This is a genomic window from Streptomyces sp. NPDC047880 (genome assembly GCF_040706515.1).
GTDB lineage: Bacteria > Actinomycetota > Actinomycetes > Streptomycetales > Streptomycetaceae > Streptomyces.
The window spans coordinates 178,727-203,709 of record NZ_JBEZOK010000005.1; the positions used below are offsets into that span (position 1 = coordinate 178,727).

At 71.8% G+C, this 24,983-nt stretch carries 25 protein-coding genes and 1 pseudogene; 12 read left to right on the top strand and 14 right to left on the bottom strand.

Features of this window, described 5'->3' with window-relative positions:
• Positions 1–69 precede the first annotated feature (69 nt).
• Both AB0937_RS10600 and AB0937_RS10605 read left to right on the top strand, forming a co-directional pair.
• Complete coding sequence (locus AB0937_RS10600) at positions 70–1,077, top strand: hypothetical protein (protein WP_366710875.1); 1,008 nt, start codon at positions 70–72, stop codon at positions 1,075–1,077.
• Positions 1,078–1,583: 506 nt separating this feature from the next.
• Positions 1,584–2,207, top strand: coding sequence for an HAD family hydrolase (locus AB0937_RS10605; protein ID WP_366710876.1), 624 nt, complete (start codon positions 1,584–1,586; stop codon positions 2,205–2,207).
• Here AB0937_RS10605 and AB0937_RS10610 read toward each other — a convergent pair.
• Entirely contained in the window at positions 2,186–2,434 is a 249-nt protein-coding gene (locus tag AB0937_RS10610; protein WP_366710877.1) for a hypothetical protein, read from the bottom strand. The genes AB0937_RS10605 and AB0937_RS10610 overlap by 22 nt on opposite strands.
• A 164-nt stretch (positions 2,435–2,598) precedes the next feature.
• Here AB0937_RS10610 and AB0937_RS10615 point away from each other — a divergent pair, with 164 nt between their 5' ends.
• The gene (locus tag AB0937_RS10615; protein WP_003991106.1) at positions 2,599–2,982 is read left to right on the top strand and encodes a cold-shock protein; all 384 of its coding nucleotides are present in this window, start codon (positions 2,599–2,601) and stop codon (positions 2,980–2,982) included.
• Positions 2,983–2,988: 6 nt separating this feature from the next.
• On the opposite strand, the gene AB0937_RS10620 is transcribed toward AB0937_RS10615, so the two are convergent.
• The 4 genes from AB0937_RS10620 to AB0937_RS10635 all read right to left on the bottom strand — a co-directional run bounded on the left by AB0937_RS10620 (position 2,989) and on the right by AB0937_RS10635 (position 6,609).
• Positions 2,989–3,837 (bottom strand): 1,4-dihydroxy-6-naphthoate synthase, encoded by an 849-nt coding sequence (locus AB0937_RS10620; RefSeq protein WP_366710879.1) that lies wholly within the window; start codon positions 3,835–3,837, stop codon positions 2,989–2,991.
• Positions 3,827–4,645, bottom strand: coding sequence for a futalosine hydrolase (locus AB0937_RS10625; RefSeq protein WP_366711099.1), 819 nt, complete (start codon positions 4,643–4,645; stop codon positions 3,827–3,829). The genes AB0937_RS10620 and AB0937_RS10625 overlap by 11 nt, the downstream gene beginning before the upstream one ends.
• Positions 4,615–5,088 carry a DUF2771 domain-containing protein gene (locus tag AB0937_RS10630; RefSeq protein ID WP_170320984.1) on the bottom strand — a complete coding sequence of 158 codons (474 nt, stop codon included), beginning with the start codon at positions 5,086–5,088 and terminating at the stop codon, positions 4,615–4,617. The genes AB0937_RS10625 and AB0937_RS10630 overlap by 31 nt, the downstream gene beginning before the upstream one ends.
• A gap of 87 nt (positions 5,089–5,175) precedes the next feature.
• Positions 5,176–6,609 (bottom strand): MFS transporter, encoded by a 1,434-nt coding sequence (locus tag AB0937_RS10635; RefSeq protein ID WP_366710881.1) that lies wholly within the window; start codon positions 6,607–6,609, stop codon positions 5,176–5,178.
• Between the two features lie 272 nt (positions 6,610–6,881).
• On the opposite strand from AB0937_RS10635, the gene AB0937_RS10640 reads away from it, so the two are divergent.
• The 4 genes from AB0937_RS10640 to AB0937_RS10655 all read left to right on the top strand — a co-directional run bounded on the left by AB0937_RS10640 (position 6,882) and on the right by AB0937_RS10655 (position 13,190).
• A complete protein-coding gene (locus AB0937_RS10640; RefSeq protein ID WP_366710882.1) occupies positions 6,882–7,808 on the top strand; it encodes a DUF3027 domain-containing protein in 927 nt (308 codons plus the stop codon).
• A gap of 121 nt (positions 7,809–7,929) precedes the next feature.
• The gene (locus AB0937_RS10645; protein WP_366710884.1) at positions 7,930–11,055 is read left to right on the top strand and encodes a molecular chaperone Hsp90; all 3,126 of its coding nucleotides are present in this window, start codon (positions 7,930–7,932) and stop codon (positions 11,053–11,055) included.
• Positions 11,056–11,258: 203 nt separating this feature from the next.
• The gene (locus tag AB0937_RS10650; protein ID WP_366710885.1) at positions 11,259–12,125 is read left to right on the top strand and encodes a DUF5707 domain-containing protein; all 867 of its coding nucleotides are present in this window, start codon (positions 11,259–11,261) and stop codon (positions 12,123–12,125) included.
• 210 nt (positions 12,126–12,335) lie between these two features.
• On the top strand, positions 12,336–13,190 hold the full coding sequence (locus AB0937_RS10655) for a hypothetical protein (RefSeq protein ID WP_366710887.1): 855 nt from the start codon (positions 12,336–12,338) through the stop codon (positions 13,188–13,190).
• Positions 13,191–13,216: 26 nt separating this feature from the next.
• On the opposite strand, the gene AB0937_RS10660 is transcribed toward AB0937_RS10655, so the two are convergent.
• The 3 genes from AB0937_RS10660 to AB0937_RS10670 form a co-directional block, all read right to left on the bottom strand.
• Complete coding sequence (locus AB0937_RS10660) at positions 13,217–15,610, bottom strand: HAD-IC family P-type ATPase (RefSeq protein WP_366710889.1); 2,394 nt, start codon at positions 15,608–15,610, stop codon at positions 13,217–13,219.
• Between the two features lie 133 nt (positions 15,611–15,743).
• The gene (locus tag AB0937_RS10665; RefSeq protein WP_366710890.1) at positions 15,744–16,589 is read right to left on the bottom strand and encodes a class I SAM-dependent methyltransferase; all 846 of its coding nucleotides are present in this window, start codon (positions 16,587–16,589) and stop codon (positions 15,744–15,746) included.
• A 123-nt stretch (positions 16,590–16,712) separates the two neighbouring features.
• Complete coding sequence (locus tag AB0937_RS10670; protein ID WP_366710891.1) at positions 16,713–16,988, bottom strand: DUF2530 domain-containing protein; 276 nt, start codon at positions 16,986–16,988, stop codon at positions 16,713–16,715.
• A gap of 117 nt (positions 16,989–17,105) precedes the next feature.
• Between AB0937_RS10670 and AB0937_RS10675 the strand changes: the two genes are divergently transcribed.
• Complete coding sequence (locus AB0937_RS10675; protein WP_366710892.1) at positions 17,106–18,557, top strand: NCS2 family permease; 1,452 nt, start codon at positions 17,106–17,108, stop codon at positions 18,555–18,557.
• Here the strand turns inward: AB0937_RS10675 and AB0937_RS10680 are convergent.
• Positions 18,527–18,754, bottom strand: a complete 228-nt coding sequence (locus tag AB0937_RS10680; RefSeq protein ID WP_366710893.1) for a ribbon-helix-helix protein, CopG family — start codon at positions 18,752–18,754, stop codon at positions 18,527–18,529. The two genes, AB0937_RS10675 and AB0937_RS10680, sit on opposite strands and share 31 nt — an antisense overlap.
• Positions 18,755–18,909: 155 nt before the next feature.
• Here AB0937_RS10680 and AB0937_RS10685 point away from each other — a divergent pair, with 155 nt between their 5' ends.
• On the top strand, positions 18,910–19,347 hold the full coding sequence (locus tag AB0937_RS10685; protein WP_031135926.1) for a MarR family transcriptional regulator: 438 nt from the start codon (positions 18,910–18,912) through the stop codon (positions 19,345–19,347).
• 27 nt (positions 19,348–19,374) lie between these two features.
• Positions 19,375–20,751, top strand: a complete 1,377-nt coding sequence (locus AB0937_RS10690; protein ID WP_366710894.1) for an MFS transporter — start codon at positions 19,375–19,377, stop codon at positions 20,749–20,751.
• 7 nt (positions 20,752–20,758) lie between these two features.
• On the opposite strand, the gene AB0937_RS10695 is transcribed toward AB0937_RS10690, so the two are convergent.
• A complete protein-coding gene (locus AB0937_RS10695) occupies positions 20,759–21,346 on the bottom strand; it encodes a Uma2 family endonuclease (protein ID WP_366710895.1) in 588 nt (195 codons plus the stop codon).
• Positions 21,333–21,833 (bottom strand): GNAT family N-acetyltransferase, encoded by a 501-nt coding sequence (locus tag AB0937_RS10700; RefSeq protein ID WP_366710897.1) that lies wholly within the window; start codon positions 21,831–21,833, stop codon positions 21,333–21,335. Before AB0937_RS10700 ends, AB0937_RS10695 begins: the two co-directional genes overlap by 14 nt.
• A 25-nt stretch (positions 21,834–21,858) precedes the next feature.
• On the opposite strand from AB0937_RS10700, the gene thpR reads away from it, so the two are divergent.
• Entirely contained in the window at positions 21,859–22,431 is a 573-nt protein-coding gene (thpR, locus tag AB0937_RS10705; protein ID WP_366710898.1) for an RNA 2',3'-cyclic phosphodiesterase, read from the top strand.
• 194 nt (positions 22,432–22,625) lie between these two features.
• Here thpR and AB0937_RS10710 read toward each other — a convergent pair.
• Positions 22,626–22,799, bottom strand: a pseudogene (locus tag AB0937_RS10710) (aldo/keto reductase); the annotation flags it as partial.
• A 77-nt stretch (positions 22,800–22,876) separates the two neighbouring features.
• Between AB0937_RS10710 and AB0937_RS10715 the strand changes: the two are divergent.
• Positions 22,877–23,866, top strand: a complete 990-nt coding sequence (locus AB0937_RS10715; RefSeq protein WP_366710899.1) for an aldo/keto reductase — start codon at positions 22,877–22,879, stop codon at positions 23,864–23,866.
• An 89-nt stretch (positions 23,867–23,955) separates the two neighbouring features.
• On the opposite strand, the gene AB0937_RS10720 is transcribed toward AB0937_RS10715, so the two are convergent.
• On the bottom strand, positions 23,956–24,114 hold the full coding sequence (locus AB0937_RS10720) for a hypothetical protein (RefSeq protein WP_366711108.1): 159 nt from the start codon (positions 24,112–24,114) through the stop codon (positions 23,956–23,958).
• A gap of 82 nt (positions 24,115–24,196) precedes the next feature.
• Complete coding sequence (locus AB0937_RS10725; RefSeq protein WP_366710900.1) at positions 24,197–24,871, bottom strand: SGNH/GDSL hydrolase family protein; 675 nt, start codon at positions 24,869–24,871, stop codon at positions 24,197–24,199.
• Between the last annotated feature and the right edge of the window lie 112 nt (positions 24,872–24,983).

Sequence of the window (24,983 nt, forward strand, 5' to 3'; positions counted from 1 at the left end):
GCCCCGCGGGCACTCGCGGTACCGTCGTGCGACGGCGTCACGCAACGCACCCGCCCCGGAGGGGACTTCGTGGGGATTGAGAGCGACCAGGTCGTTTACGAGTATCTGAGCCGCGTCGGCGACGTGGCCCAGCAGCGGCAGTTGCCGTCGGCCACCCGGATGCGTCTGGTAGCGGATCTGCGCAACGAGATCGACAAGCGTCGCGCCAAAGCCGCCGTCGACTCGCCCGCCGCGGTCCGCCGCATCCTGTCCCGTCTGGGCAGTCCCGACGACGTCGTGACCGCGGCCGCGGACGGCTCGGGCGATGAGCCGCACGGCGCCGCCCCGGCCTCCGTCCCGGTGCAGCGCGACACCGAGCCGGTGGAGCGCGCCGAGCGGGCCAAGGGCGTCGTGCGGCGCGTCGTACCCCGTCCCCGCTCGGCGCGGCCCGCCGATGAGCCGCACCCCGCGCCCTCCGACGGACCGGCCCCGCCGCACCTGGCCGCCGGGCACGAACTCGGCGACAGCGCGGTCCAGCCCGACTGGTGGCGGGTGGACAGCGGCCCCTTCGGCGTGGGCGACGAGGTGCCGGGCTTCGTGGGCGGCGTGGAGCTGCCGGACCTGCTGAAGCCGCCGGCGCCGCGGAAGCCGGAGCAGGAGAAACCGGCCGCCGGGGAAGCGGCCCCGGCCGTGGAGGCGACCGAGGCGGCGGACGTGACCGGGACGGGGGGCCGCCGCCGTCTCGTCCGCCTCCCCGCCGGGAACTGGAGCAACCCGCTCCTGCTGATCGCCGCCGGGTGCCTCGTCGCCGGTGCCGTGCTCGGCAACTGGTTCGTCCTGCTGCTCGGCTGGCTCATCGCCTACGCCTCACGCCGCCTGACCCAGGCCGAGACCAAGTGGGCGGTCGTGATCCTGCCCGGCCTCTCCGTGGCGGGGGGCCTGCTCTGGCTGTGGGGCCGCATGAACGGCCGCTGGGGCACCCCGATCGCCGAGGGCCAGATGAACGCGGCGGTGTCGGAGACCTGGCCGTGGGTGGTCCGGGGCGCGGCGGTGGCGTCGGCACTGTTCCTGGTGTGGCGCTCCCAACGCTCACGCTAGCCGCCCCCAGTGCTCGCGCCGGCCGTTCTGGTCGCTCGCACCTGCCGGTTGCAGTGCTCGCGCCGGTCGTTCTGGTCGCTCGCGCTAGCCGCCCCCAGCCCTCGCGCCGGCCGATCGCATCCCTCGCCCTGGCCGGTCGCATCCCTCGCGCCGGTCGTTCTGACCGCCCGCGCTTGCCGCCCCCAGCCCTCGCGCCGGCCGCCCCCAGCCCTCGCGCCAGCCGATCGCATCCCTCGCCCTGGCCCGGTCGCAGCGCTCGCGCCGGTCGTTCTGACCGCCCGCGCTTGCCGCCCCCAGCCCTCGCGCCGGCCGCCCCCAGCCCTCGCACCGGCCGATCGCATCCCTCGCCCTGGCCGATCGCATCCCTCGCGCCGGTCGTTCTGACCGCCCGCGCTTGCCGCCCCCAGCCCTCGCGCCGGCCGATCGCATCCCTCGCCCTGGCCGGTCGCAGCCCTGGCGCTGCCTGGTCACGGGCCGACGTCCGTCGTTCACAGCGCCTGGGCACAATGGCCCATATGGCACTCACCGTCGGCTTCGACCTCGACATGACCCTCATCGACTCCCGGCCCGGCATCCGCGCCTGCTACCAGGCGCTGTCCGAGCGGACGGGCACGTACATCGACGCCGACCTGACGGTCACCCGGCTCGGGCCGCCGCTGGCCGAGGAGCTGATCAACTGGTTCCCGGCCGAGCAGATCCCGGTCATGGCGGACCTGTACCGGGAGATGTACCCGACGATCGCCATCACCGCGACCCCGGCGCTGACCGGCGCCCGGGAGGCCATCGCGGCCGTACGGGAGGCCGGCGGACGCGCGATGGTCGTCACCGCCAAGTACGAGCCCAACGCCAAACTGCACCTCGCGCACCTCGGCATCGAGCCAGACGCCGTCATCGGCGACCTGTGGGCCGAGCAGAAGGCGGAGGCCCTGCGTGAACACGGCGCGGGCGTCTACGTCGGAGACCACGTCGGGGACGTCCGCGGCGCCCGGGCCGCCGGGGCGCTCTCGGTCGCGGTGGCCACCGGCCCCTGCCCGCCGGAGGAACTGCGCGCGGCGGGCGCGGACGTCGTCCTCACCGATCTGACCGAATTCCCACGGTGGCTTTCGGACTACCGTCCCGCGCGCGCCTGACGCCGTCCCGCCGCCACGGAACACAGCACTCCGGCACTGGCCATCAGGAATCCGACGGCCATGAGCATGCTCAATCCGAACATGTACGTCGGAAAGGGAGTCGTCCCGAGCAGCAGAGGGGCGACCGTGACCAGTGTGGCCAGGGCACCGATGAAGAAGACGACGGCTCCGGCCCGGACCAGACGGTCACCGGGAGCGGCGGAATTCGTTTGGGTTTTGTCACGCACCCGACCAGGGTAGTTCCCAGCGCGAAGGAACAACCGGGTGACGTCTTGTCACCGGCTGCAAGAGCATTAGCCTTGGTACCGGCGGGTCCGTACGACCCGCCCGAGTGCTATCAAGAGCCGTTTCCCGAAGCAGTTTTCCGACGAGTACGAGGACGAGGACAGACGTGCCCACCGGCAAGGTCAAGTGGTTCAACAGTGAGAAGGGCTTCGGCTTTCTCTCCCGCGACGACGGCGGTGACGTCTTCGTCCATTCCTCGGTCCTCCCCGCCGGAGTCGAGACACTCAAGCCGGGTCAGCGAGTGGAGTTCGGCGTCGTCGCCGGACAGCGCGGTGACCAGGCGCTGTCCCTGGCGATCCTGGACCCCACCCCGTCCGTCGCCGCCGCGACCCGCAAGAAGCCGGACGAGCTGGCCTCCATCGTCCAGGACCTGACGACGCTGCTGGAGAACATCACGCCCATGCTGGAGCGGGGCCGCTACCCGGAGAAGACGGCCGGCAAGAAGATCGCCGGCCTGCTGCGCGCGGTCGCCGACCAGCTGGACGTGTAACGCAGGTCAGGGAAAACGCAGCGCGTCAGGGCCGAGGGGCGGTACGAGTCCCTCGGCCGCCGCGCGCGTCAGCAGCCCGCGCACGGCCGCGTAGCCGTCCTCGCCGAGTCCCGCGGTGAACTCGTTGACGTACAGGCCGATGTGCTGGTCGGCGACGGCCGGGTCCATCTCCTGGGCGTGCTCCATGACGTACGGCCGGGACGCCTCGGGGTCGTCCCAGGCGGCGCGTACGGACGTGCGGATCGCGTCGGCCAGCAGCCGCAGCTTCTGCTCGCCCAGCGACCGCTTGGCGATGATCGCGCCCAGCGGGATCGGCAGCCCGGTGGTGTGCTCCCAGTGCTCGCCCATGTCGGCGAGCTTGTGCAGCCCGTACGCGCCGTAGGTGAAGCGCGCCTCGTGGATCACGAGCCCCGCGTCGACCTTCCCGTCCCGTACGGCCGGCATGATCTCGTGGAACGGCATGACGACGATCTCGCCGACCCCGCCGTCCAGGGTGTCCGCGGCCCACAGCCGGAACAGCAGGTAGGCGGTGGACTTCTCACTGGGCACGGCGACGGTACGGCCGGCCAGGTCGACATCGGCCTCCCGCGTCAGCACCAGCGGCCCGCAGCCCCGCCCCAGGGCGCCCCCGCACGGCAGCAGCGCGTAGTCGTCGAGGACGTAGGGCAGTACGGCGTACGACACCTTCAGCACGTCGAACTCGCCGCGCTCGGCCATGCCGTTGGTGATGTCGATGTCGGCGAACGTCACGTCGAGGGCGGGCGCGCCCGGGACCCGGTCGTGGGCCAGCGCGTCGAAGACGAACGTGTCGTTCGGGCAGGGCGAGTAGGCGATCTGCAGCTGCTCAGCGGTCATGCCGGTTCCAACCCTCCAGTACGGGCGTGAGCTTCCCGAACCCCTCGGTCAAGGCTGCCAGGGCGTCGGCGATGCGCCACGCGGCGCGGTCACGCGGCCCCACGGGATTGGAGATCGCCCGGATCTCCAGCACGGGCACGCCGTGCGCTGCGGCGGCCTCGGCGACGCCGAAGCCCTCCATGGCCTCGGCGAGGGCGGTGGGGTGCCGCTCTCGCAGCGCGGCGGCCCGGGCGGCCGTCCCGGTCACGGTCGACACGGTGAGCACGGCCCCGGTGCGGGCTCCGGTGGCCTCGGCGACCCGCCGCACGAGATCCGCCGGCGGCTCGTGCCGCACGGTCCCGAACCCGAGCTCGGTGACCGGAACGAACCCGTCCGCGGTCTCGGCTCCCAGATCAGCGGCGACGATCCCGTCGGCGACGACCAGCGACCCCACGGGCGCCCCGGGCTGGAACCCGCCGCCGATCCCGGCGGACACGACGAGACCGTAGGGCTCACCCTCCAGAGCGGCGGCGGTGAGAGCCGACGCGACGGAGGCAGCGGCAAGCGCGGGCCCCACGCCTGCGGCGATCACATCGATCCTGCCGTGGGCAGTCGTTCCGCCGGGGTGACGGGGGTCCCCGCTGCTCGAGCGAAGCCGAGAGCCCGGGAGAGGGTGGGCACGGCCGGCAGCGCCGAGCACCGCTTCATCGGGCCCCGGGGGCAGACCCCCGGCCACCGCGTCCCTCTCCACAGGAACAGCGGCGGCCACGAGAACCCGGCCAAGCCCAGCGGCAGCGATCAGGCGTCCTTCTTCAGCTTGAAGTTCCAGAGCCCGGACGGGTCCTTGTCGCCCTCCTTGATGGACACCAGCGTCGAGTTGCCCTGCGCGCCGTACTGGGCGTTGAAGAACACGCTGCCCGGAATCGTGCGGTAGGTCTTCGTGCTGGAGTCGGTCAGCGGCTGACCGTTCATCAGGATCGTCCAGCCCTCGTCGGCGATCTCGGGGTCCACCCCGAAGCGCACCGTCTCGTCGGGGTCGACGGAGATGCTCTTGATGCCCTTGTCCTTCAGGCACCCGGCGAGATCGGACGGCTTCAGGGCGTCGCCCTCGCCGCCGCAGGTGGCCTCGGAGTTCACCGAGTCGCTGCCCACGGTGACCGTGGCCATCGGCGTCGGCTTGTCACAGGCCGACAGGACGAGCAGTCCGGCGGATACGACGCCGGCGACGGCGACGGCGCGGCGGCGTCGCACAACGGATTGCAACGTGTTCATGGGCGAAGGCTATCGGGCCCGGGCGGCGGACCGCCCACGCGGGGTACGGCTCCCCGGGAGATCCATCGGAAGGGCGCCGAACGGGCCCTACGCCACACGCGCCCGGCCCGGGCCGCCACGCCGGGCCGAGTCGATCAGCCCCCGTACGGTCGTCAGCCACCCGATGCCGACGATCGCGGCGCCCACCGCCAGCCCGGCCGTGCCGTTGAGCGGCATCACGATACCGATCGCGCCGCCCAGCACCCAGGACATCTGCAACAGGGTCTCGGAGCGGGCGAAGGCCGACGTACGGACGAGTTCCGGCACGTCCCGCTGGATCAGCGCGTCCAGCGACAGCTTCGCCAGGGCCTGCGCGAACCCGGCGATCGCCGCCAGACCGGCCACCATGACCGCGCCGAAGAACACCGCGGCCGTGATCGCCGCGCCCGCCACGCACGCCACGACCGTCACGATGATGATCTCCGGCGCCCGGGACCGCAGCCACGCCCCGACGGCCGTACCGAGCGCGTTGCCCACGCCCGCCGACACGCCCACGATCCCCAGGGACACGGCGGCGCTCTGCCCGGAGACCGGGTGCTCGCGCAGCAGGAACGCCAGGAAGAAGATCAGGAACCCGGTCAGACAGCGGATGGCGGCGTTGGCGGCCAGGGCGTGCGTGACGGCCGGGCCGACCGTGCGCAGCCCGGGGCGCTTGACGGGCCGCCGGTGCGGCCCGTGCAGGTGCTGTTCGTCCGCCGCCAGCAGGGCACGGTCCTCGCCCTTGGCGGAGTCGACCTTCGGCGGCAGTGTGAACGACAGGACCGTCCCCGTCACGAAGAGCACGAAGGCGCCGTACAGGGGCCAGCGCGGGCCGATCTGCTGGAGTCCGGCGCCGACGGGCGCGGCGATGCCGGTGGCGAGGAGGCCGCCGAGGGTGACCCGCGAGTTGGCCTTCACCAGGGAGAAGCGCGGGGGCAGCAGCCGGGGCACGACGGCGCTTCTCACCACGCCGTACGCCTTCGACGAGACGAGGACACCGAGCGCGGCCGGGTACAGCTCCAGCCCGCCGCTGACGACCGCGCCGGACAGGACGAGCGCGAGCAGCGCCCGGGCCAGCATCGCACCGGCCATGGCGGCGCGGCGGCCGTGCGGGAGGCGGTCCAGGAGAGGGCCGATGACCGGAGCGAGGAGGGTGAAGGGCGCCATGGTGATGGCGAGGTAGAGCGCGACGCGCCCGCGCGCCTCGTCGGTGGGCACCGAGAAGAAGACGGTGGAGGCGAGGGCGACGGTGATCATGACGTCCCCGGCGCCGTTCACCCCGTGCAGTTCGATCAGCTTGCCGAGGCCGGACTCACCCGCGCCGTGCGCGTGAGTCGCCTTGCGGATGCCGCGGGCCGTGCCGGTCACCGGGAAGTGCAGGGCACGGCCGACCTTGCGGAGGGAGCCGCCCACACGGCCCGGTCCGCCCGGTCGGATGCCTCCCTTGACCCCTTTCGACCCACCGGTCCCGGTGGCGCCCGGGGGTGTCTTCGCGGCTGCCACGACGTCATAGTGCCCCGATAAGGCCGTGGGTAGTGCCATTACCGCTTGTATAGGGCCTGTGGGGTGATCCCCTGGGCGGCGGCCCGCGGGCCCGGTGGGCGGCGCAATAGGACCGTCGGTGTACGCGAAGTGGGGCGGAAGGGTAGCGTGCGTATCTCAGCCATCCCGCAAAATGGATGAAGGACGTCGACGCGGTCCCCCGGTCCGCTCCGTCCGCCCCTGTGCCGGGAGTGGCGCACCCGTGAGACGGCGTATGGAGAGAAGCGATACCTGTGAGCGCAGCGACAACGCGAAGCCGCACCCCTGACCGTCTGTGCGCCGAGGCCGTCGACCTCGCACGCGCCGCAGCCGAGGAGGCCGCCGCGCCCGGAATCGTCGGGGAACACGTGGGGCTGGTCTCGGAGGGGGACCGCGTTGTCACGCACTTCTTCGAATGCCGGGAGCTCGGCTACCGGGGCTGGCGCTGGGCCGTGACGGTGGCCCGGGCCTCCCGGGCGAAGATCGTCACGGTGGACGAGGCGGCGCTGCTGCCCGGCCCGGACGCCGTGCTGGCGCCCGAGTGGGTGCCGTGGAGCGAGCGGCTGCGCCCGGGCGACATGGGGCCGGGCGACCTGCTGCCCACCGACGCCGAGGACCTGCGGCTGGAACCGGGCTACTCGGGCGAGGACGAGTCGGCGCCGAAGGTGCCCGTGTCACACGAGATGGCCGACCTGGTCGAGGCGGAGGACGCGGACCTCACCACCGGCTCCGCGACCGGCTTCACGGTGGCCCCCTCCCGCGGTTCGATCCCGGCGGTCGCCGAGGAACTGGGCATGCGCCGGGCCCGCGTCCTGTCCCGCTACGGCCTGCACAGCGCGGCCGACCGCTGGGAGGAGGCGTTCGGCCCGAAGACCCCCATGGCCCAGTCGGCCCCTGCGGCCTGCGTCAGCTGCGGCTTCCTCGTCCCCATCGGCGGCTCCCTCGGCCAGGCCTTCGGCGCCTGCGCCAACGAGTTCTCCCCGGCCGACGGCCGCCTGGTCTCCCTCGCCTACGGCTGCGGCGGCCACTCCGAGGCCGCCGTGATGCCCCGGCCGCCCCAGCCGCCCGCCCCGGTCATCGACGAGACCCGCGTCGACCCGTTCCCGCTGCGCCCCGCCCCCGACTCCGGCTCGGTGACCCCGACCGCCGACGTGGACACGGAGGAACTGGGGCACTCGTAGCGGCAGGCCCCCACGCCCCCTCCGCCTCACCGCCCGCCCCGGGCCCGCGCCGGGCGGGCGCACGCCGTCCGCTCCTCAAGCGGTACCTTCTCCTCACGTCCACGAGGAGAAGGAACGGAACGTGAGCAGCAAGTTCGTGCGGCCCGCCGCCGAGGGGGCCGATCCGTTCGGTACCGCCCGTCTGCGGCGCGGTGTCCTCGACGCCTGGGCCACCAGCCCCGCCCGGTTCCGTGAGGACGCCAACGCCGAGGAGGACCTGGTCCTCGGCGGCTACCGGGACCGGCTCGTCGTGGAACTCGCCCAGAACGCCGCCGACGCGGCCGCCCGGGCCGGAGTACCGGGCCGGCTGCGGCTCACCCTGCGCGACGACGTGCTCGTCGCCGCCAACACCGGCGCCCCGCTGGACGCGGCCGGCGTCGAGTCGCTGTCCACACTGCGGGCGTCGGCCAAGCGGAACACCGACACGTCCTCCGTGGGGCGGTTCGGGGTCGGCTTCGCCGCCGTGCTCTCCGTCACCGACGAACCCGCCGTCGTCGGCAGGCACGGCGGTGTGCGGTGGTCGCTGGCCGAGGCCAGGGCCCTGGCCGCCGAGACCGCCCGGCACAGCCCCGGCCTCGGCGACGAGGTCCGGCGGCGCGACGGCCACGTCCCCCTGCTGCGGCTGCCGTACGCCGCCGAGGGCACCGCACCGGCCCCCTACGACACCGCCGTCATCCTGCCGCTGCGGGACGCGGCCGCCGCCGATCTCGCCGAGCGCCTCCTGCGGGCCGTCGACGACGCCCTGCTGCTCACCCTGCCCGGACTCCAAGAGCTGGTCGTCGAGATCAACGGGGAGAGCCCGCGGACCCTCACCCGCCGCACCGACGGGCCCTTCACCGTCGTCGACGACTCCGCCCACGGCGTCACCCACTGGCGCACCGCCGCCGCCCACGGCCCCCTCACCCCCGACCTGCTCGCCGACCGGCCCGTCGAGGAGCGGCTGCGGCCCCACTGGTCCGTGACCTGGGCCGTGCCCGTGGACAGCGACGGCAGCCCGGCCCGGCCCCGCACCAACGCGGTCGTGCACGCGCCCACCCCGAGCGACGAACCGCTCGGCGTCCCGGCCCTGCTCATCGCCTCGTTCCCGCTGGACTCCACCCGCCGGCACGCCGCCCCCGGCCCGCTGACCGACTTCCTCGTCCAGCGCGCCGCCGACGCCTACGCCGAACTCCTCGGTGACTGGCGGCCGGTGACCGGCGGGATCATCGACCTCGTGCCGGGCCCGCTCGGCAAGGGCGAACTGGACGGCGCCCTGCGCCAGGCGATCCTCCAGCGGCTGCCGCGGACCTCCTTCCTGCCGCCCGCGCTCCCGCCCCGCGAGGACGACGAGCTGCCGCAGACCCTGCGGCCGCGGGACGCCGAGGTCGTCGAGGGCGCGGGCGCGGACACCGTGCGGGTGCTCGCCGAGGTGCTCCCCACCCTGCTGCCCGCCGGACTGGAGCGCCGCGCCGAGCTGCGGACCCTGGGTGTCGCCCGCGTCCCGCTGACCGAGGCGATCGACCGGCTGGCCGGCTTGGAGAAGGAACCCGGCTGGTGGCGGCGGCTCTACGACAGCCTGGCCGGGATCGACCCGGACCGCCTGTCGGGGCTCCCGGTGCCGCTCGCCGACGGCCGTACGGCCATCGGGCCCCGGCAGATCCTGCTGCCGGGCGCGGAAGCCGCCCGGATCGACCCCGAGGTGCTGGCCCGGCTCGGCCTCAAGGTCGCCCACCCCGATGCCGCCCACCCGATCCTGGAGAAGCTCGGCGCCCTGCCCGCGACACCCCGGGCGATCCTCACCACCCCGCAGGTCCGGGTCGCCGTCGCCGCGTCCCTGGACGACGAGGGCGGCGTGAACTGGGAGGAGGACTCCCTCGACGCCGATGAACTGGCCGACACCGTGCTCGCGCTGGTGCGGGACGCCGGCCTGGAGCCCGGGGACGAGCCCTGGCTCGGCGCGCTCGCCCTGCCCGACGAGGACGGCGAACCGGCCCCGGCGTGCGAACTCGTCTTCCCCGGCGGGCCCTTCGCCCAGGTCATGCGCGAGGGCGAACTCGCCGCGGTGGACGCGGAACTGGCCGGGAAGTGGGGCGAGCAGCCGCTCGCCGCCTGCGGGGTCCTGGTGGACTTCGCGATCGTCCGCGCCACCGACGTCGTCCTCGACCCGGACGAACTCGATCCCCGCGAGGGCGACTTCGCCGAACCCGACGACGCGGGCCTGCTGGACGCCGTCGACGTCTGGTGCGAGGACGTCCTCGACCGCTTCCCGGACAGCCCGGTCCCGCCGGTCGCCACCGAGATCGTCGCGGTACGGGACCTGGACCTCGTCGACGAGGACAAGTGGGCGCAGGCGCTGGCGCTGCTGTCCCGGCCGCCGCTCAGGGACGCGATCGTGCAGCCCGTGCGGATCCTGCTGCCGGACGGGACGCACGAGGCCGTCCGCCCGTACACCGCCTGGTGGCTGCGCGGGAACCCGGTGCTCGACGGCCGCCGCCCGGCCGGCCTCAGGGCTGCCGGCGGCGACCCGCTGCTGCGCGGGCTCTACGACGAGGCCGACGCGACCGGCTTCGAGGACGAGCAGGTGCTGCGGGCGCTGGGCGTGCGGACGTCCGTCGCCGCGTTGCTGGACGAGCCCGGCGGCGCCGCCGAGCTGCTCGACCGGCTCGCCGACCCCGAGCGGGAGGTGACGGGCGCTCAGCTGCACGCCCTGTACGGGGCGTTGGCCGATCTGGACCCCGAGCAGGTGACCCTGCCGGACGACCTGCGGGCCGTCGTCGACGGCCGGGTGGAGGTCGTGGACGCGGCCGACGCCGTGGTGTGCGACTCGCCCGACCTGCTGCCGTTCACCGAGGGCGTCCCGCTGCTTCCCGTACGCCCGTCACGCGCCGCCGGCTTGGCCGAGCTGTTCCAGGTGCGGCGGCTGAGCGAGTCGGTCACCGGGGAGGTCACCTCCGAGGGCACCGAGCACGACGTGCCGGAGCCGGTGCGGGTGCTGCTCGGCCGGCTGACCCCGTCCTCCTACGTCGAGCACGAGGAACTCGTCGTCGACGGCGTGGAGATCGACTGGCGGCTCACCGACGACGGTGTCCTGCACGCCGCCACCCTGGAGGGCGTCGCCGCGGGTCTCGCCTGGGCGGCGGGACAGTGGCCGCGGCGCTTCGAGGTGGCGGCCCTGCTGGAGGACCCGTCCCGCACGGACGAACTGGCCCGGGACCGGTGGTTCGACTGAGCCGGTGGTGACGTACGGCCGGTGCGGCGCACCGCTGTGGCGGCGTACGGCACTTGGTGAAAACTCCCGCACAAATTTTTCACCTGCCGTACAACCATGCGCATCACTGAGCTATCTGATCACGTGAGTCAACAGACTCCACGATCACTTGGGCCCCGAGAGCCGACGACGAGCGCCGGGGTCCCTCTCCACCTGGAGAACGCATGCGTATCCGAGCCACCGTGGCCGCCGTCACCGGCGCCCTGGCCCTTTCCGCCTTCGCTGTGCCGGCCGCGCAGGCGGACCACCACGCGCCGAACCTGGCGTCGCTGGTCCCGTCCACCTCGAAGGCCACGCCGTTCACCGCCGCCGCCCCGGCGGACGAGGTCCTGGGCGACACCAAGATCACGGGTGTGACCGTCAACGGCGGCAAGAACATCGTGGTCGGCACGACCGTCAAGAAGTCCTTCACCGTCTCCGTGACGGCCACCGACCCGGAAGGCATCCACGACGCCTTCGCGATGCTGTGGCACGGCCCGGACAGCGAGAGCGCCGACGGGGCGATCGTGCCGGAGAACCTGGACGACGAGCAGGTCGGCAACTGCACCAACTCCAGCGCGACCACCGCCACCTGCAAGGTCACGCTGATCGCCGACCCGAACGAGAACATCTACAGCAACATCCTGGCCGGTACCTGGAAGGTGTGGGCCGGTGCCGCCGGCAACGACGGCGACTACGTGATCCGCGAGGCCTACAAGACGGCCAAGGTCCAGCGGGCCTCCAAACTGACGGTCAACGCCTCGCCGGAGCCCGTGAAGAAGGGCAAGACCATCACGGTCACCGGCAAGCTGTCCCGTGCCAACTGGGACGACAACGCCTACCACGGTTACACCAACCAGTCGGTGAAGCTGCAGTTCCGCAAGAAGGGCAGTGACACCTACACCACCGTCAAGACCATCACGTCCAACAGCACGGGCGACCTGAAGACCACCGTCACGGCCTCGACGGACGGCTACTTCCGCTACTCCTTCGCGGGCACCACGACGACCCCGGCGGTCAACGCCGCGGGTGACTTCGTCGACGTGCAGTAAAGCGCCCCAGCGGCTACGACACCGCCGGTCCCGGAGCCATGCCGGGGCCGGCGGTGTCGTCCCCACGGCGTTCCTGTGCCACGCGTGCGTCAAACGCTGCGGATGAGACGGCAAAAGCCGGGCCATGCCCTACAACCCCGCCCGGGGCTCGTGGATCTGATCATCCGAGTCAGTCAGACTCCCAGATCACTCCTCCCCTTGGGGAAACACATGCACATGCGAGCCACCGTGGCCGCCGTCGCCGGCGCCCTGGCCCTTTCCGCCCTCGTCGTTCCCGCCGCGCAGGCCGCCGACGCCCCCTCCGGCAAGCAGGCCTTCAGCTCCGCCGCGGCCGCCGCGGGCGCCGGCACCACCGCGTCGACCCTCGACGTCACCTTCTCCGACGTGAAGGTGAACAGCGGCAAGAACATAGTCGTCGGCACCACCAACGTGGTGAGCGTGCCGGTCACCTTCACCGTGACCCACGCCGCGGACCTCGACACCGGCTCCGACAACTTCGCCACCGGCCCGCTGATCTATCACGGCTCCTCGGTGGACACCGCGGACAACGTCCTGATCAGCGACGACCCGGCCACCTGCACCGCCGCCTCGGCGACGGTCCTCAACTGCAAGGGGGTCATCGGCATCCGCCCGGCCGACGGCGACCTGTTCAACTCCGACGCGGGCACCTGGGGCGCCGGTGCCCTCGCCGTCACCAGCGACGGCGCCGAGAAGACGCAGGGCGGCCTGGGCACCACCAAGGTGCAGCGCTACTCCAAACTGACCGTCAACGCCGGCCCCGAGCCCGTCTCCAAGGGCAGGACCATCACGTCCACCGGCAAGCTGTCCCGCGCCAACTGGGAGGACAACGCCTACCACGGCTACACCAACCAGCCGGTCAAGCTCCAGTTCCGCAAGGCGGGCACCAGCACCTACACCACGGTCAAGACGGTGTACTCCGACGCGTACGGCAACCTGAAGGCCACCGCCACCGCCCAGTACGACGGCTACTGGCGCTTCAGCTTCGCCGGCACGACGACCACCCCGGCGGTCAATGCCACGGGTGACTACGTCGACGTGAAGTAGAGGCGCCCCGCCGCCCGAGCCGAGCGCTAAGCGGGAAAGCGGCGGTCCACCCACCTCCACAGGAGTTCCAGGGCGGCCGCCGCCACCGCCGCGATGCCGAAGGCAGTCCACGGCATCGTCACCCCCACCAGCTTCAGCGCGAAGAAGTGCTGCAGCCACGGCACGACCAGCACGACCAGGAACGCCCCGCCCATCGAGGCGACCAGGGCGATCCGCCACCACGTGTACGGGCGGGCGATGATCGCCAGCACCCACATCGAGACCAGGAACAGTGTGAGCGTCGCCGCGCTGGTCTCCGCGTCCAGCGCCCCCGCACCCGTGTAGTGCTCCCGGGCGAGCAGATACGTCGCGAAGGTCGCCACCGCCGCCACGATCCCGCCCGGGATCGCGTACCGCATGACCCGCCGCACGAAGTTCGGCTTCGCGCGCTCCTTGTTGGGCGCGAGCGCCAGGAAGAACGCCGGGATGCCGATGGTCAGCGTCGACAGCAGGGTCAGGTGGCGGGGCAGGAACGGGTACTCCACCTGCGAGCACACCACCAGCACGGCCAGCAGCACCGAGTAGACCGTCTTGACGAGGAACAGCGTCGCCACCCGCGTGATGTTGCCGATGACCCGGCGCCCCTCGGCGACCACCGACGGCAGCGTCGCGAAGCTGTTGTTCAGCAGCACGATCTGCGCCACCGCCCGGGTCGCCTCCGAGCCGGAACCCATCGCCACGCCGATGTCGGCGTCCTTCAGGGCGAGGACGTCGTTCACCCCGTCGCCCGTCATGGCGACCGTGTGCCCGCGGGACTGCAGCGCGCCCACCATGTTCCGCTTCTGCTGCGGGGTGACCCGCCCGAACACCGTGGCGTCGTCGAGGGAGTCGGCCATGTCCGCCCGCTCGGCGGGCAGCCGCCGCGCGTCCACGGTGGTGCCCGACAGGCCGAGCTTGGCGGCGACCGCGCCGACCGACACCGCGTTGTCGCCGGAGATGACCTTGGCCCGGACGTTCTGGTCGGCGAAGTAGCGCAGGGTGTCGGCGGCGTCCGGCCGCAGCCGCTGCTCCAGTACGACGAGCGCGGTGGGCTTCGCGCCCCTCGCCACCTCGGGATCGTCCAGGTCCCGCGCGACGCGGGCGAGCAGCAGCACCCTCAGGCCCTGCTCGTTCAGCCGGCCGGTCTCGGCCAGGGCCGGATCGCCCTCGGCCAGCAGCACGTCGGGCGCGCCCAGCAGCCACCGGCCGGACTGCCCGTCGCCCTCGCTGAACGCGGCGCCGCTGTACTTGCGGGCGGAGGAGAACGGCAGGGCCTCCGTGCAGCGCCAGCCCTCCACGGCCGGGTAGGCGTCGATGATCGCCTTCAGGGAGGCGTTCGGCCGCGGGTCCGACGCGCCGAGCGCGCCGAGCACCTTCCGTACGTAGGTCTCGTCGGCGCCCTGGAGGGGACGCAGCTCGGTGACGTCCATGCCGCCCTCGGTGAGGGTCCCGGTCTTGTCGAGGCAGACCGTGTCGACCCGGGCCAGTCCCTCGATCGCGGGCAGCTCCTGCACCAGGCACTGCTTGCGGCCGAGCCGGATCACGCCGATGGCGAAGGCGACCGAGGTGAGCAGGACGAGGCCCTCGGGGACCATCGGGACGATGCCGCCGACCGTACGGGCGACGGAGTCGTCGAAGGCGTTCTCCTTCACGACCAGCTGGCTGACGACCAGCCCGATCGCGGTCGGGACCATCATCCACGTGACGTACTTGAGGATCGTGGAGATCCCCGAGCGCAGCTCGGACTGGACGAGGGTGAAGCGGGAGGCCTCCTCGGCGAGCTGGGCGGCGTAGGCCTCACGGCCGACCTTCGTCGCCTGGAAGGCCCCGCCGCCCGCCACCACGAAGCTGCCCGACATGACGTGGTCCCCGGGGTGTTTCACGACCGGGTCGGCCTCACCGGTGAGGAGCGACTCGTCGATCTCCAGCCCGTCCGCCTCGACGCAGACACCGTCGACGACGACCTTGTCCCCGGGCCCGATCTCGATCAGGTCGTCCAGCACGATCTCGGAGGTGCTGACCTGCCCGGCCGCCCCGTCGCGGCGCACGGTCGGCCGGACCTCGCCGATCAGCGCGAGCGAGTCCAGCGTTTTCTTCGCCCGCCACTCCTGCACGATCCCGATGCCGGTGTTCGCGAGGATCACGAATCCGAACAGGCTGTCCTGGATGGGCGCGACCAGCAGCATGATCAGCCACAGCACGCCGATGATCGCGTTGAAGCGGGTGAAGACGTTCGCGCGGACGATGCCGACGGTGGACCGGCTGCTGCGCACCGGGACGTCGTTGACCTGCCCGCGCTCCACCCGTTCGGCGACCTGAGCAGCGGTCAGGCCGGTCTCGCGGGAGGTGACCGTCGCCGGCCGTGCGGAGTCGGGGCGGGCACCCGCGTCGAGATGCGTCATGCATTCGACGGTACGTGCGGTTTTGCCGCTTCACCCGCTGAATGCGGTGAAGATCCGACTTGGGGTGGACGGACTCCGCGCCGTGGTCGTACGGCAGTTGTACGCCGTGGGACCACGGTGCCGCGCCGCGCCGTCAGCCCGCCCGGCGGGCCGTGAGGAGCAGGTACTCCCACTCCAGGGCGGTCCCGCCCGGGTCCGTGCCCAGGCCGCCGTCGCGGGCGAGGTCCACCAGGGCGGCGTCGAGGGCCGCGGCGCGTTCGGGTTCGCCGGCGATGTTCTTGTAGACGCTGATCGTGGGGCCGTAGCGCTCCTTGAAGTAGTCGCGGAACGCCTCGGGGGTCTCGAAGCGGTCGACGCGGACCGTGCGGCGCTCGGCGCGGACGTCCGTGACCCGGTCGCCGAGCAGGGCGCGGACATGGTCCTCGTCGCCCCACAGCGGCGGCGGCTTGGCTCCGGGCGGGGGCGGCGGCGCGTACGGCTTCATCACGGCGAACATCCGGCCGATGAAGCCCTGCGGCGTCCAGCTGAGCAGCCCGATGGTGCCACCCGGACGGCAGACCCGGACGAGTTCGTCGGCGGCCTGCTGGTGGTGGGGGGCGAACATGACGCCGACGCAGGACAGCACGGTGTCGAACTCGGCGTCGTGGAACGGCAGGGCCTCGGCGTCGGCCTCCTGCCAGGCGAGCCGCGCACCCTGCTTCTCGGCCACCCGCCGGCCGGCCTCGAAGAGTTCCGGGGTCAGGTCGGAGGCGACCACGTCCGCGCCGGCCAGGGCCGCCGGGATCGCGGCGTTGCCGGAGCCGGCACCCACGTCCAGCACCCGCTGTCCGGACCGCACCCCGCATGCCTCGACCAGGATCGCGCCCAGCTCGGGGATGACCTCGGCGGCCAGGGAGGGGTAGTCGCCCTGGGCCCACATCGCCCGGTGCTTGGACTTCAGGGCGCGGTCGGCCTCGGCCACGCTGTTCTGCATCGTCATCACTGCGCTCCTCACCGGTCGGGCGGCGTTTCCGCGCCGACGGTTCTCGAGCGTTTCGCCGCCTTATACGAGCGTAGGGAGGGAGCGGGGGCGTGTCTCGGTGGAGAGCGGGCAGGAAGGCGCCTAGCCGACCGGGGGCGTCGTCGCGGGGTCGGCGGCGGCCGCCCGCTTGATCGCGGCGTCGCGCCTGCGGACGTACCAGACGCCGATCAGCCCCAGCCCGCCACCGGCCAGGCAGGTCCATACCCACCAGGTGTGGCCATGATCGTCGAACCAGTCGTAGAAGGGGAGCTGGACGAGGAAGAGGACGAACCACAGGATCGTGCCGCCGGTGATGGTGGCGACCACGGGGCCCTCCAGGGGCTCCGGCGCCTCGTGTCTGGGGGTCCACTTCGCCATGGGGACAGCTTACGAGGAGATCGGGTCTACGCGCGGAGATGGCCGATGAGGGCTTTATATGTTCATACTGAAACGGTTTGTGTCTGACCACTTCTCTTCGTAGGAACCACCAAAGACATGTCCTCCTCGGCTCCCGCCAAGGTCCCCGCCCCTGATCAGCCGGGAGCCGGGCGCACGTACGGCGCACTCGACCGCTTCTTCCGGATCTCCGAGCGGGGCAGCACCCTGCCGCGCGAGGTCCGGGGCGGACTCGCCACCTTCTTCGCGATGGCCTACATCATCGTGCTGAACCCGATCATCCTCGGCAGCGCCAAGGACATGTACGGTCACCAGCTCGACAACGGGCAGCTGGTCACCGCGACGGCGCTCACGGCCGCGCTCACCACCCTCCTCATGGGTGTCATCGGCAACGTCCCCATCGCGCTGGCCGCCGGTCTCGGCGTGAACTCCGTCGTCGCCCTCCAGCTCGCCCCGCGCATGTCCTGGCCGGACGCGATGGGCATGGTCGTCCTCGCCGGGTTCGTGGTCATGCTGCTGGTCGCCACGGGGCTGCGCGAGCGCGTCATGAACGCCGTGCCCTACGGGCTGCGCAAGGCCATCTCCATCGGTATCGGCCTGTTCATCATGCTGATCGGGCTGGTCGACGCGGGCTTCGTCTCCCGGATCCCGGACGCCGCGCAGACCACCGTCCCGCTCCAGCTGGGTGGCGACGGCCACCTGAACGGCTGGCCGGTGCTCGTCTTCGTGCTCGGCGTGCTGCTGACCCTGGCGCTGATCGTGCGCAAGGTCTCCGGCGCGATCCTGATCTCGATCGTCGCCATGACGGTCCTCGCGGTGATCATCAACGCGGTGGCCAAGGTGCCGAGCTGGGGCCTGACCACGCCCAAGTGGCCCGGCAACCCGGTCGCGAGCCCCGACTTCGGGCTGATCGGGCAGGTCAGCCTGTTCGGCGGTTTCGGCAGGGTCGGCGCACTGACCGGCGTGCTGTTCGTCTTCACCGTGCTGCTGTCGTGCTTCTTCGACGCGATGGGCACGATCATGGGCGTCTCCGACGAGGCGAAGCTGACCGACGGCGAGGGGCAGATGCCCGGCATCAACAAGGTGCTGTTCGTCGACGGCCTCGCGGTCGCCGCCGGCGGCGCCAGCTCCTCCTCCGCGACGACCGCGTTCGTCGAGTCCACGGCCGGTGTCGGCGAGGGGGCCCGGACCGGGCTGGCGAATGTCGTCACCGGCGGCCTCTTCGCCGTCGCCCTGTTCCTGACGCCGGTCGCCACGATGGTCCCGTCCCAGGCCGCCACCCCCGCCCTGGTCGCGGTCGGCTTCCTGATCCTGGCCGGGTCGGTGAAGGAGATCGACTGGGCGGACTACACGATCGCCGTGCCGGCCTTCGTGACGATGCTGATGATGCCGTTCACCTACTCGATCACCAACGGCATCGGCATGGGCTTCATCACCTTCGTGGTGCTGCGGCTGGCGGCCGGACGGGGCCGGGAGGTGCCGCCGGCGATGTACGCGGTGGCGGCGGTGTTCACCTTCTACTACCTGATGCCGGCGCTGGGTCTGACCTGATCCTCGTCGCCGGAGGCGGGTGACCCGTAGAACCTCTCCGTCTCCTCCACCGCGGCCTGGAACCGCTGGTCGAAGTCATCTCGAATGAGCGTCCGGACGACATGGTCCTGGACGCTCATTCCCCTTTTCGCGGCATGGCGCCTGAGCCGTTCGAGCAGGTCGTGGTCTATTCGCAGGCTGAGCACGCTGGTCCCCATGAGCACGAGGGTCGCGGTACCGCTCGGTCCGGCGTGGCGCCTTTTGCCGCCGTGTCACCCATATGAGTGATGTCACGGTTCAGTGGCGGGCGTCACGGGCGATGGTGCGCGTTCCGGCTGGTCTTTAGCGAGAGTAATGAGTTACGCTAAAGAACATGCCGGACCTCACCCATGGCGACGACGTAGCCGCCGTGAACTCCCTCCGATCCGCAGTGATGCGGCTGTCCCGTCGGCTCAAGCACCAGCGGGTCGACGAATCGCTGAGCCCCACCGAGATGTCGGTGCTGGGCACCCTGTCGCTGTGCGGCCGTGCCACACCGGGCGAGCTCGCCCGCAAGGAGCACGTCCAGCCGCCGTCGATGACCCGCATCGTGGCACTGCTGGAGGCCAAGGGCCTGGTCCGGCTGGAGCCGCACCCCGAGGACCGGCGCCAGAAGGTCGTCACCCGCACCGAGCAGGCCGAGGCCATGCTCGAGGAGAGCCGCGCCAAGCGGAACGCGTTCCTGGCCACGCTGGTGGAGAACCTCGACGAGGACGAGTGGGCGAAACTCCGCGCCGCCGCCCCCGTGCTGGAGAAGCTCGCGCATCTGTAAGAAGGCCGTTGCAAGGAGGCGACACATTTGAGTTCGGGACCCGGAGCAGCTTCCGCCCCCGCACCTGACCCCCACGATTCCCCGCCCACCTCCGACGCCCCCACCGCCCGGCCCGCGCGCAAGTCCTCGATGTTCTCCTCCCTGAAGGTCAGGAACTACCGCCTGTTCTTCATGGGCCAGGTCGTCTCCAACATCGGCACCTGGATGCAGCGCATCGCCCAGGACTGGCTGGTGCTCTCCCTCACCGGCTCCTCCGCCGCCGTCGGCATCACCACCGCCCTCCAGTTCCTGCCGATGCTGCTCTTCGGCCTCTACGGCGGTGTCCTCGTGGACCGGCTGCGCAAGCGGCCCACCCTGCTCGTGACGCAGTCCGCGATGGCGCTCACGGCGATCGCCCTGGCCGTCCTCACCCTCACCGGGCACGTCCAGGTGTGGCACGTGTACGTCGCCGCCTTCGCGGTCGGCCTCGCCACCGTCGTGGACAACCCGGCCCGGCAGTCCTTCGTCTCCGAGCTGGTCGGCCCCGGGCAGCTGCAGAACGCCGTCAGTCTGAACTCGGCGAACTTCCAGTCGGCCCGCCTGGTCGGCCCCGCCGTCGCCGGCATCCTCATCACCGGCGTCGGCACCGGCTACGCGTTCCTCTTCAACGGCCTGTCCTTCATCGCGCCGCTCACCGGCCTGCTGCTGATGCGCGCCCGCGAGCTGCACCTCGTGGAGCGCGCCCCGCGCGGCAAGGGCCAGCTGCGGGAAGGCGTGCGCTACGTCACCGGCCGCCCGGAGCTGATCTGGCCGATCGTCCTGGTCGGCTTCGTCGGCACGTTCGCCTTCAACTTCCCCGTGTACCTGTCGGCCTTCGCGGACGACGTGTTCCATGCGGGCGCGGGCGCGTACAGCATGTTCAACACGCTCATGGCGGTCGGCTCGGTGGCGGGCGCGCTGCTCGCCGCGCGGCGGGGCACGGCCCGGCTGCGGCTGCTGATCGTGGCGGCCATGGCCTTCGGCGCGCTGGAGATCCTGGCCGCTACGACCCCCACGCTGTGGATGTTCGCCCTGCTCATGGTCCCGCTGGGCCTGTTCGGCATGACGGTCAACGTCACGACGAACACCAGCATCCAGATGTCCACCGACCCGGCGATGCGCGGCCGTGTCATGGCCCTGTACATGATGATCTTCCTGGGCGGCTCGCCGGTCGGGGCCCCGATCGTCGGCTGGATCACCGACACCTACGGCGCCCGGGCCGGCCTCGCGGCCGGCGGTGCGGTGGCGGCCCTCGCCGCGGCGGTGATCGGCCTGATCCTGGCCCGGGTCGGCAACCTGCGCCTGTCGGTGGGCTGGCACGGCGGGCATCCCCGGGTGCGGTTCGTGCCCCGGGAGCAGCAGGAGGCGCTGGCCCCGGCGGCGTAGGGCGCCGTCAGTCCCGGGGGAACTCGCCGGTCTGGAGGGCGAGCCCGACCACGGTTCCGGTCAGGTCGATCTCGTCCCCGAAGTCCAGGCTCAGCTCGCCCCGGTACTCGCCGTCCTTGGGCTTGGTGTGCAGATGCCAGCGGCCGGTGTACGGATCCACGATCAGGTACACCGGCACGCCGGCGGCGGCGTAGGCGTCCTTCTTGGGACCGTAGTCGTTGGCGCCGGTCTTCCTGGAGATCACCTCGGCGACGAACTCGACGTCCTGGTAGCGCCACAGGCCTTTGGCGTTCTTGGCCGCGCCCTCGGTCATCACGGTGATGTCGGAGGCGAAGCCGTTGAGGTGGCCCGGGTAGTCGACGCGGACGTCGGACTTCACGCGCTTGCGCGGATACCTGGTGCGCAGTTGCTCGACGATGTCCAGGATGATGTCCCAGTGGGTGTCCCGCTGAGGCGCCATGAAGATGTTCCCCCCGACGATCTCGACCTTGTAGCCCTCGGGGACCGGCATCGTCTCCACCCACTCGAACATCGTGTCGAGGGTGAGTTCACCGCTGCTGTCGGCCATCTCGATCCTGTCGTCAAGGACGGTCATCGTGGCGCTCCTGACCGGCCGCACCAGTGGATGGAGCCGGCCGCGCGGTACAACGATACGCACGGTGACCGGGACACGCCCGGGTCCGCGGGGCCCGTGCCTGCACCCTCCGAGCGCGGCGGGTCTCCTCGGCGGCGTGGGGCAGCAGGGCGCTGCCCACGCCGTGCCCCTTGAAGCGGCGGTCGGAGGCCAGCCAGTGGAGGTAGCGCTCGGGCTCGCCGGGCTGCGGAAGGTGGGACAGGTAGGCGCCCGCCGAGCCGGTGAGGGTGAGGGTGCCGGCGGGGACGCCGTCGGCGTCGGCCATGAACACGCTGCCCTCCGCCGTGTACCGGCCGACGGACTCGACCGTCTTGGGGCTCCGGGAGAGGGGCTTCGTCCCCCACTGCCCCGTGCGCCCCTGGGAGACCAGCCACTCCACGCGGCTGTCGAGCATGCCGAGTATCGCGGGAATGTCGCCGGGGCCGCCGTCCCGGATGGTGATCCGCATGGGCTCATGGTGCCAGGCTGGACCCATGAGACTCTTCGCGGCCGTGCTGCCCCCGGACGAGGTGTGCCGTGAACTCGGCACCGTGGTCGACGAGTTGCGCGGGCTGCCCGGTGCCGACGGCATGCGCTTCACCGGCCGTCCCGGCTGGCACTTCACCCTCGCGTTCTACGGAGAGGTCGACGACGGCCTCGTCCCCGGGCTGTCGGAGCGGCTGGAGCGGGCCGCACGCCGTACCGAGCCGTTCGCCCTGGCCGTACGGGGCGGGGGCCAGTTCGGGCACGGAAAGGCGCTGTGGGCCGGGGCCGAAGGGGATCTGGCCACCCTCCGGCTGCTGGCCGAGCGGGCCGAGGCGGCGGCGCGCAAGGCGGGGGTGCCGATGGGGGAGCACCGGCGGTACAAGCCCCATCTGACCGTGGCGCGGAGCCGGACCGCGACGGACGTGCGGCCCTACCTGGACGCCCTCGCGGGGTTCACGGGCCGCAGCTGGACCGTGCGGGAGCTCTGCCTGGTGCGCAGCAATCTGCCGACCTCGGGGGTGCCGGGGGAGCAGCCACGGTACGAGGCGGTCGGGCGCTGGGCACTCGGGCATGCCGGTTAGGCTCGATGCCGTGGACCCGAAAACCCGCAACCGGATCATGGCCGGTGTGCTCGTGCTGATGTTTCTCGTCGTCGCCCTCGCTTCCGTGATCGGGAGGTAGGGCAGGGGCGGCGGGGGAACCGCGGACGGCCGTCCCCCGGCTGCGGGCCGGTGGGTGCCGGTTGCGCAGTTCCCCGCGCCCCCGCAGGCGCGACCTACCGGGCGAACGCCTCCGGGCCCGGGCCCGGGCCCGGGAAGGTCTCGTCCAGGGCGGTCAGGAGTTCCTCGGAGAGTTCCAGCTCCGATGCGCGGACGGCGGAGGCGAGCTGGCCGGCGGTGCGCGGGCCGACGATCGGGCCGGTCACGCCGGGGCGGGTGAGCAGACCGGCACCTCGGAGACGACTCCTCCACGGCGGAACCTGAGGCCCTTGCCTGGAGCGGACTCGAAGCAGTTGGCTTGTGGTCCATGAAGTACACCCAGCTCGGACGCACCGGACTCAAGGTCAGCCGACTCGTTCTCGGCACGATGAACTTCGGTCCGCAGACAGACGAATCAACCAGCCACGGCATCATGGACGCCGCTCTCGACGCGGGTCTGAACTTTCTGGACACGGCCAACGTCTATGGGTGGGGTGAGAACAAGGGCCGCACCGAGGAGATCATCGGTACGTGGTTCGCCCAGGGTGGCGGGCGGCGCGACAAGGTCGTCCTCGCCACCAAGGTGTACGGGAACATGGCGGGCGACGGGGACGTCTGGCCCAACCACGACAAGCTCTCCGCGGTGAACATCCGACGGGCCGTCGACGCCTCCCTCAAGCGGCTGCAGACCGACTACATCGACATCTACCAGTTCCATCACATCGACCGGTCGACGCCGTTCGAGGAGATCTGGCAGGCGATCGACGTCCTGGTCCAGCAAGGCAAGATCCTCTACGCGGGGTCGTCCAACTTCCCCGGCTACAAGATCGCCCAGGCCAACGAGACCGCCGCCCGGCACGGCCGCATGGGCCTGGTCAGCGAGCAGTGCCTCTACAACCTTGCCGAGCGGCGCGCGGAGATGGAGGTGATCCCGGCCGCGCAGGACTACGGCCTCGGTGTCATCCCCTGGTCTCCGCTGCACGGAGGACTGCTCGGCGGCGTCCTCAAGAAGGAGGCCACACAGGGGCGCCGGGCGAGCGGCCGCGCTGCCGACGCGCTCAAGGACACCAAGACACGCGAGCAGATCCAGGCGTACGAGAACCTCCTCGACAAGCACGGCCTGGAACCCGGTGAAGCGGCGCTCGCCTGGCTGCTGACCCGCCCCGGCGTCACCGGCCCGATCGTCGGCCCCCGCACGCAGGAGCAGCTGGACTCGGCGCTGCGCGCCCTGCAGTTGGAACTGAGCGAGGAACTGCTGACGTCTCTGGGCGAGATCTTCCCCGGTCCCGGACCTTCTCCCGAAGCCTTCGCATGGTGAGGTAGAGGGTCTGTGAGGGGGGGCGTCGTCGTCCGCTCGGGGTCCGCAGGATCGGTGAACGTCAGCGATGCGCTGCTGTGCAACCGGCGTCAAGAGTGCCGGTTGGCGGCGTGGCTGTCGGCAGCGGCGAGGGCCGGACGGATCTGGCGTACGAACTGCTCCTCGTCGGTCTGCGGGCCGAAGTTCATGGTGCCGAGGACCAGCCGGCTGACCTTGAGTCCCGTGCGTCCGAGCTGCGTGTACTCCATGGTGCCCAGGCCAACGTCCTGGAGTGCGCTCCAGGCAAGCACGAACCCGCGCGTGCGGGCCCGCCGCCCCGTTCGTGAACGGCTACTCCTCGTACGGCCCGGCCAGGTCCCAGCCCTGGTACATCGCCTCCGCGAACGCCGCCGCGATCTTGTGCTCACCGCTCGCGCTGGGGTGGGTGCCGTCGTAGGTGTCGGCGTGGATGTCGTACGACGGGGGGAGCGAGGCCAGGAGGACGGGGGAGCCGGGCTCGGCGAGGTCGGCGGCCGTCTTCGCCAGCAGTTCGTTGAAGCGGGTGACCTCGGCGGCGAAGGGCGGGTCCGTCGCCGCGCGCACGTTCGGGATCACCGGCAGCCACACCATCCGCACCCGCCGGTTCGCCGCGCGGGCCTCGGACACGAACGCCCGGACGTTCTCGGCGGTCTGCTCCGCGTCGGTGTAGAAGCCCAGGTCGATGAGGCCGAGGGAGACCAGCAGGACGTCCGCCCGGCAGGACCGCACCGCCTCGCCGATCAGCGGCGCCATGTGCAGCCAGCCCTCGCCCCAGCCGGCCAGGTGGGCCCGCGGGAAGTCCGGTTCGGCGTACGCGTACGACTCCGGGGCTTCGGCGAGCTTGTCGTAGAGGGTCTCGCGGGGCCCGACGAGGGTGCAGGGGCCGCCGTAGGACCGGGACAGGTGCTGCCACAGCCGGTAGCGCCATGTGTGTTCGCCCGCGCTTCCGATCGTCATGGAGTCACCGACGGGCATGAACCTGAGCATCCGCTCATGATGAACGATCTCGACGGCCGGCGGGATGTGAGTCGGGACACGCGCCTCGGCCACTCATTCGGGCCTGTGATCCATTACGTCGGTGAACCGCCGGGCCGGATGG

Excerpts from the sequence above, each read along its gene's own strand:
- AB0937_RS10605 (WP_366710876.1), top strand. The coding sequence starts at position 1,584 with ATGGCCCATATGGCACTCACCGTCGGCTTCGACCTCGACATGACCCTC.
- AB0937_RS10620 (WP_366710879.1), bottom strand. The coding sequence starts at position 3,837 with ATGACCGCTGAGCAGCTGCAGATCGCCTACTCGCCCTGCCCGAACGAC.
- AB0937_RS10630 (WP_170320984.1), bottom strand. The coding sequence starts at position 5,088 with ATGAACACGTTGCAATCCGTTGTGCGACGCCGCCGCGCCGTCGCCGTC.
- AB0937_RS10650 (WP_366710885.1), top strand. The coding sequence starts at position 11,259 with ATGCGTATCCGAGCCACCGTGGCCGCCGTCACCGGCGCCCTGGCCCTT.
- AB0937_RS10655 (WP_366710887.1), top strand. The coding sequence starts at position 12,336 with ATGCACATGCGAGCCACCGTGGCCGCCGTCGCCGGCGCCCTGGCCCTT.
- AB0937_RS10660 (WP_366710889.1), bottom strand. The coding sequence starts at position 15,610 with ATGACGCATCTCGACGCGGGTGCCCGCCCCGACTCCGCACGGCCGGCG.
- AB0937_RS10665 (WP_366710890.1), bottom strand. The coding sequence starts at position 16,589 with ATGACGATGCAGAACAGCGTGGCCGAGGCCGACCGCGCCCTGAAGTCC.
- AB0937_RS10670 (WP_366710891.1), bottom strand. The coding sequence starts at position 16,988 with ATGGCGAAGTGGACCCCCAGACACGAGGCGCCGGAGCCCCTGGAGGGC.
- AB0937_RS10675 (WP_366710892.1), top strand. The coding sequence starts at position 17,106 with ATGTCCTCCTCGGCTCCCGCCAAGGTCCCCGCCCCTGATCAGCCGGGA.
- AB0937_RS10680 (WP_366710893.1), bottom strand. The coding sequence starts at position 18,754 with ATGGGGACCAGCGTGCTCAGCCTGCGAATAGACCACGACCTGCTCGAA.
- AB0937_RS10685 (WP_031135926.1), top strand. The coding sequence starts at position 18,910 with ATGCCGGACCTCACCCATGGCGACGACGTAGCCGCCGTGAACTCCCTC.
- AB0937_RS10695 (WP_366710895.1), bottom strand. The coding sequence starts at position 21,346 with ATGACCGTCCTTGACGACAGGATCGAGATGGCCGACAGCAGCGGTGAA.
- AB0937_RS10700 (WP_366710897.1), bottom strand. The coding sequence starts at position 21,833 with ATGCGGATCACCATCCGGGACGGCGGCCCCGGCGACATTCCCGCGATA.
- thpR (WP_366710898.1), top strand. The coding sequence starts at position 21,859 with ATGAGACTCTTCGCGGCCGTGCTGCCCCCGGACGAGGTGTGCCGTGAA.
- AB0937_RS10715 (WP_366710899.1), top strand. The coding sequence starts at position 22,877 with ATGAAGTACACCCAGCTCGGACGCACCGGACTCAAGGTCAGCCGACTC.
- AB0937_RS10720 (WP_366711108.1), bottom strand. The coding sequence starts at position 24,114 with ATGGAGTACACGCAGCTCGGACGCACGGGACTCAAGGTCAGCCGGCTG.
- AB0937_RS10725 (WP_366710900.1), bottom strand. The coding sequence starts at position 24,871 with ATGCTCAGGTTCATGCCCGTCGGTGACTCCATGACGATCGGAAGCGCG.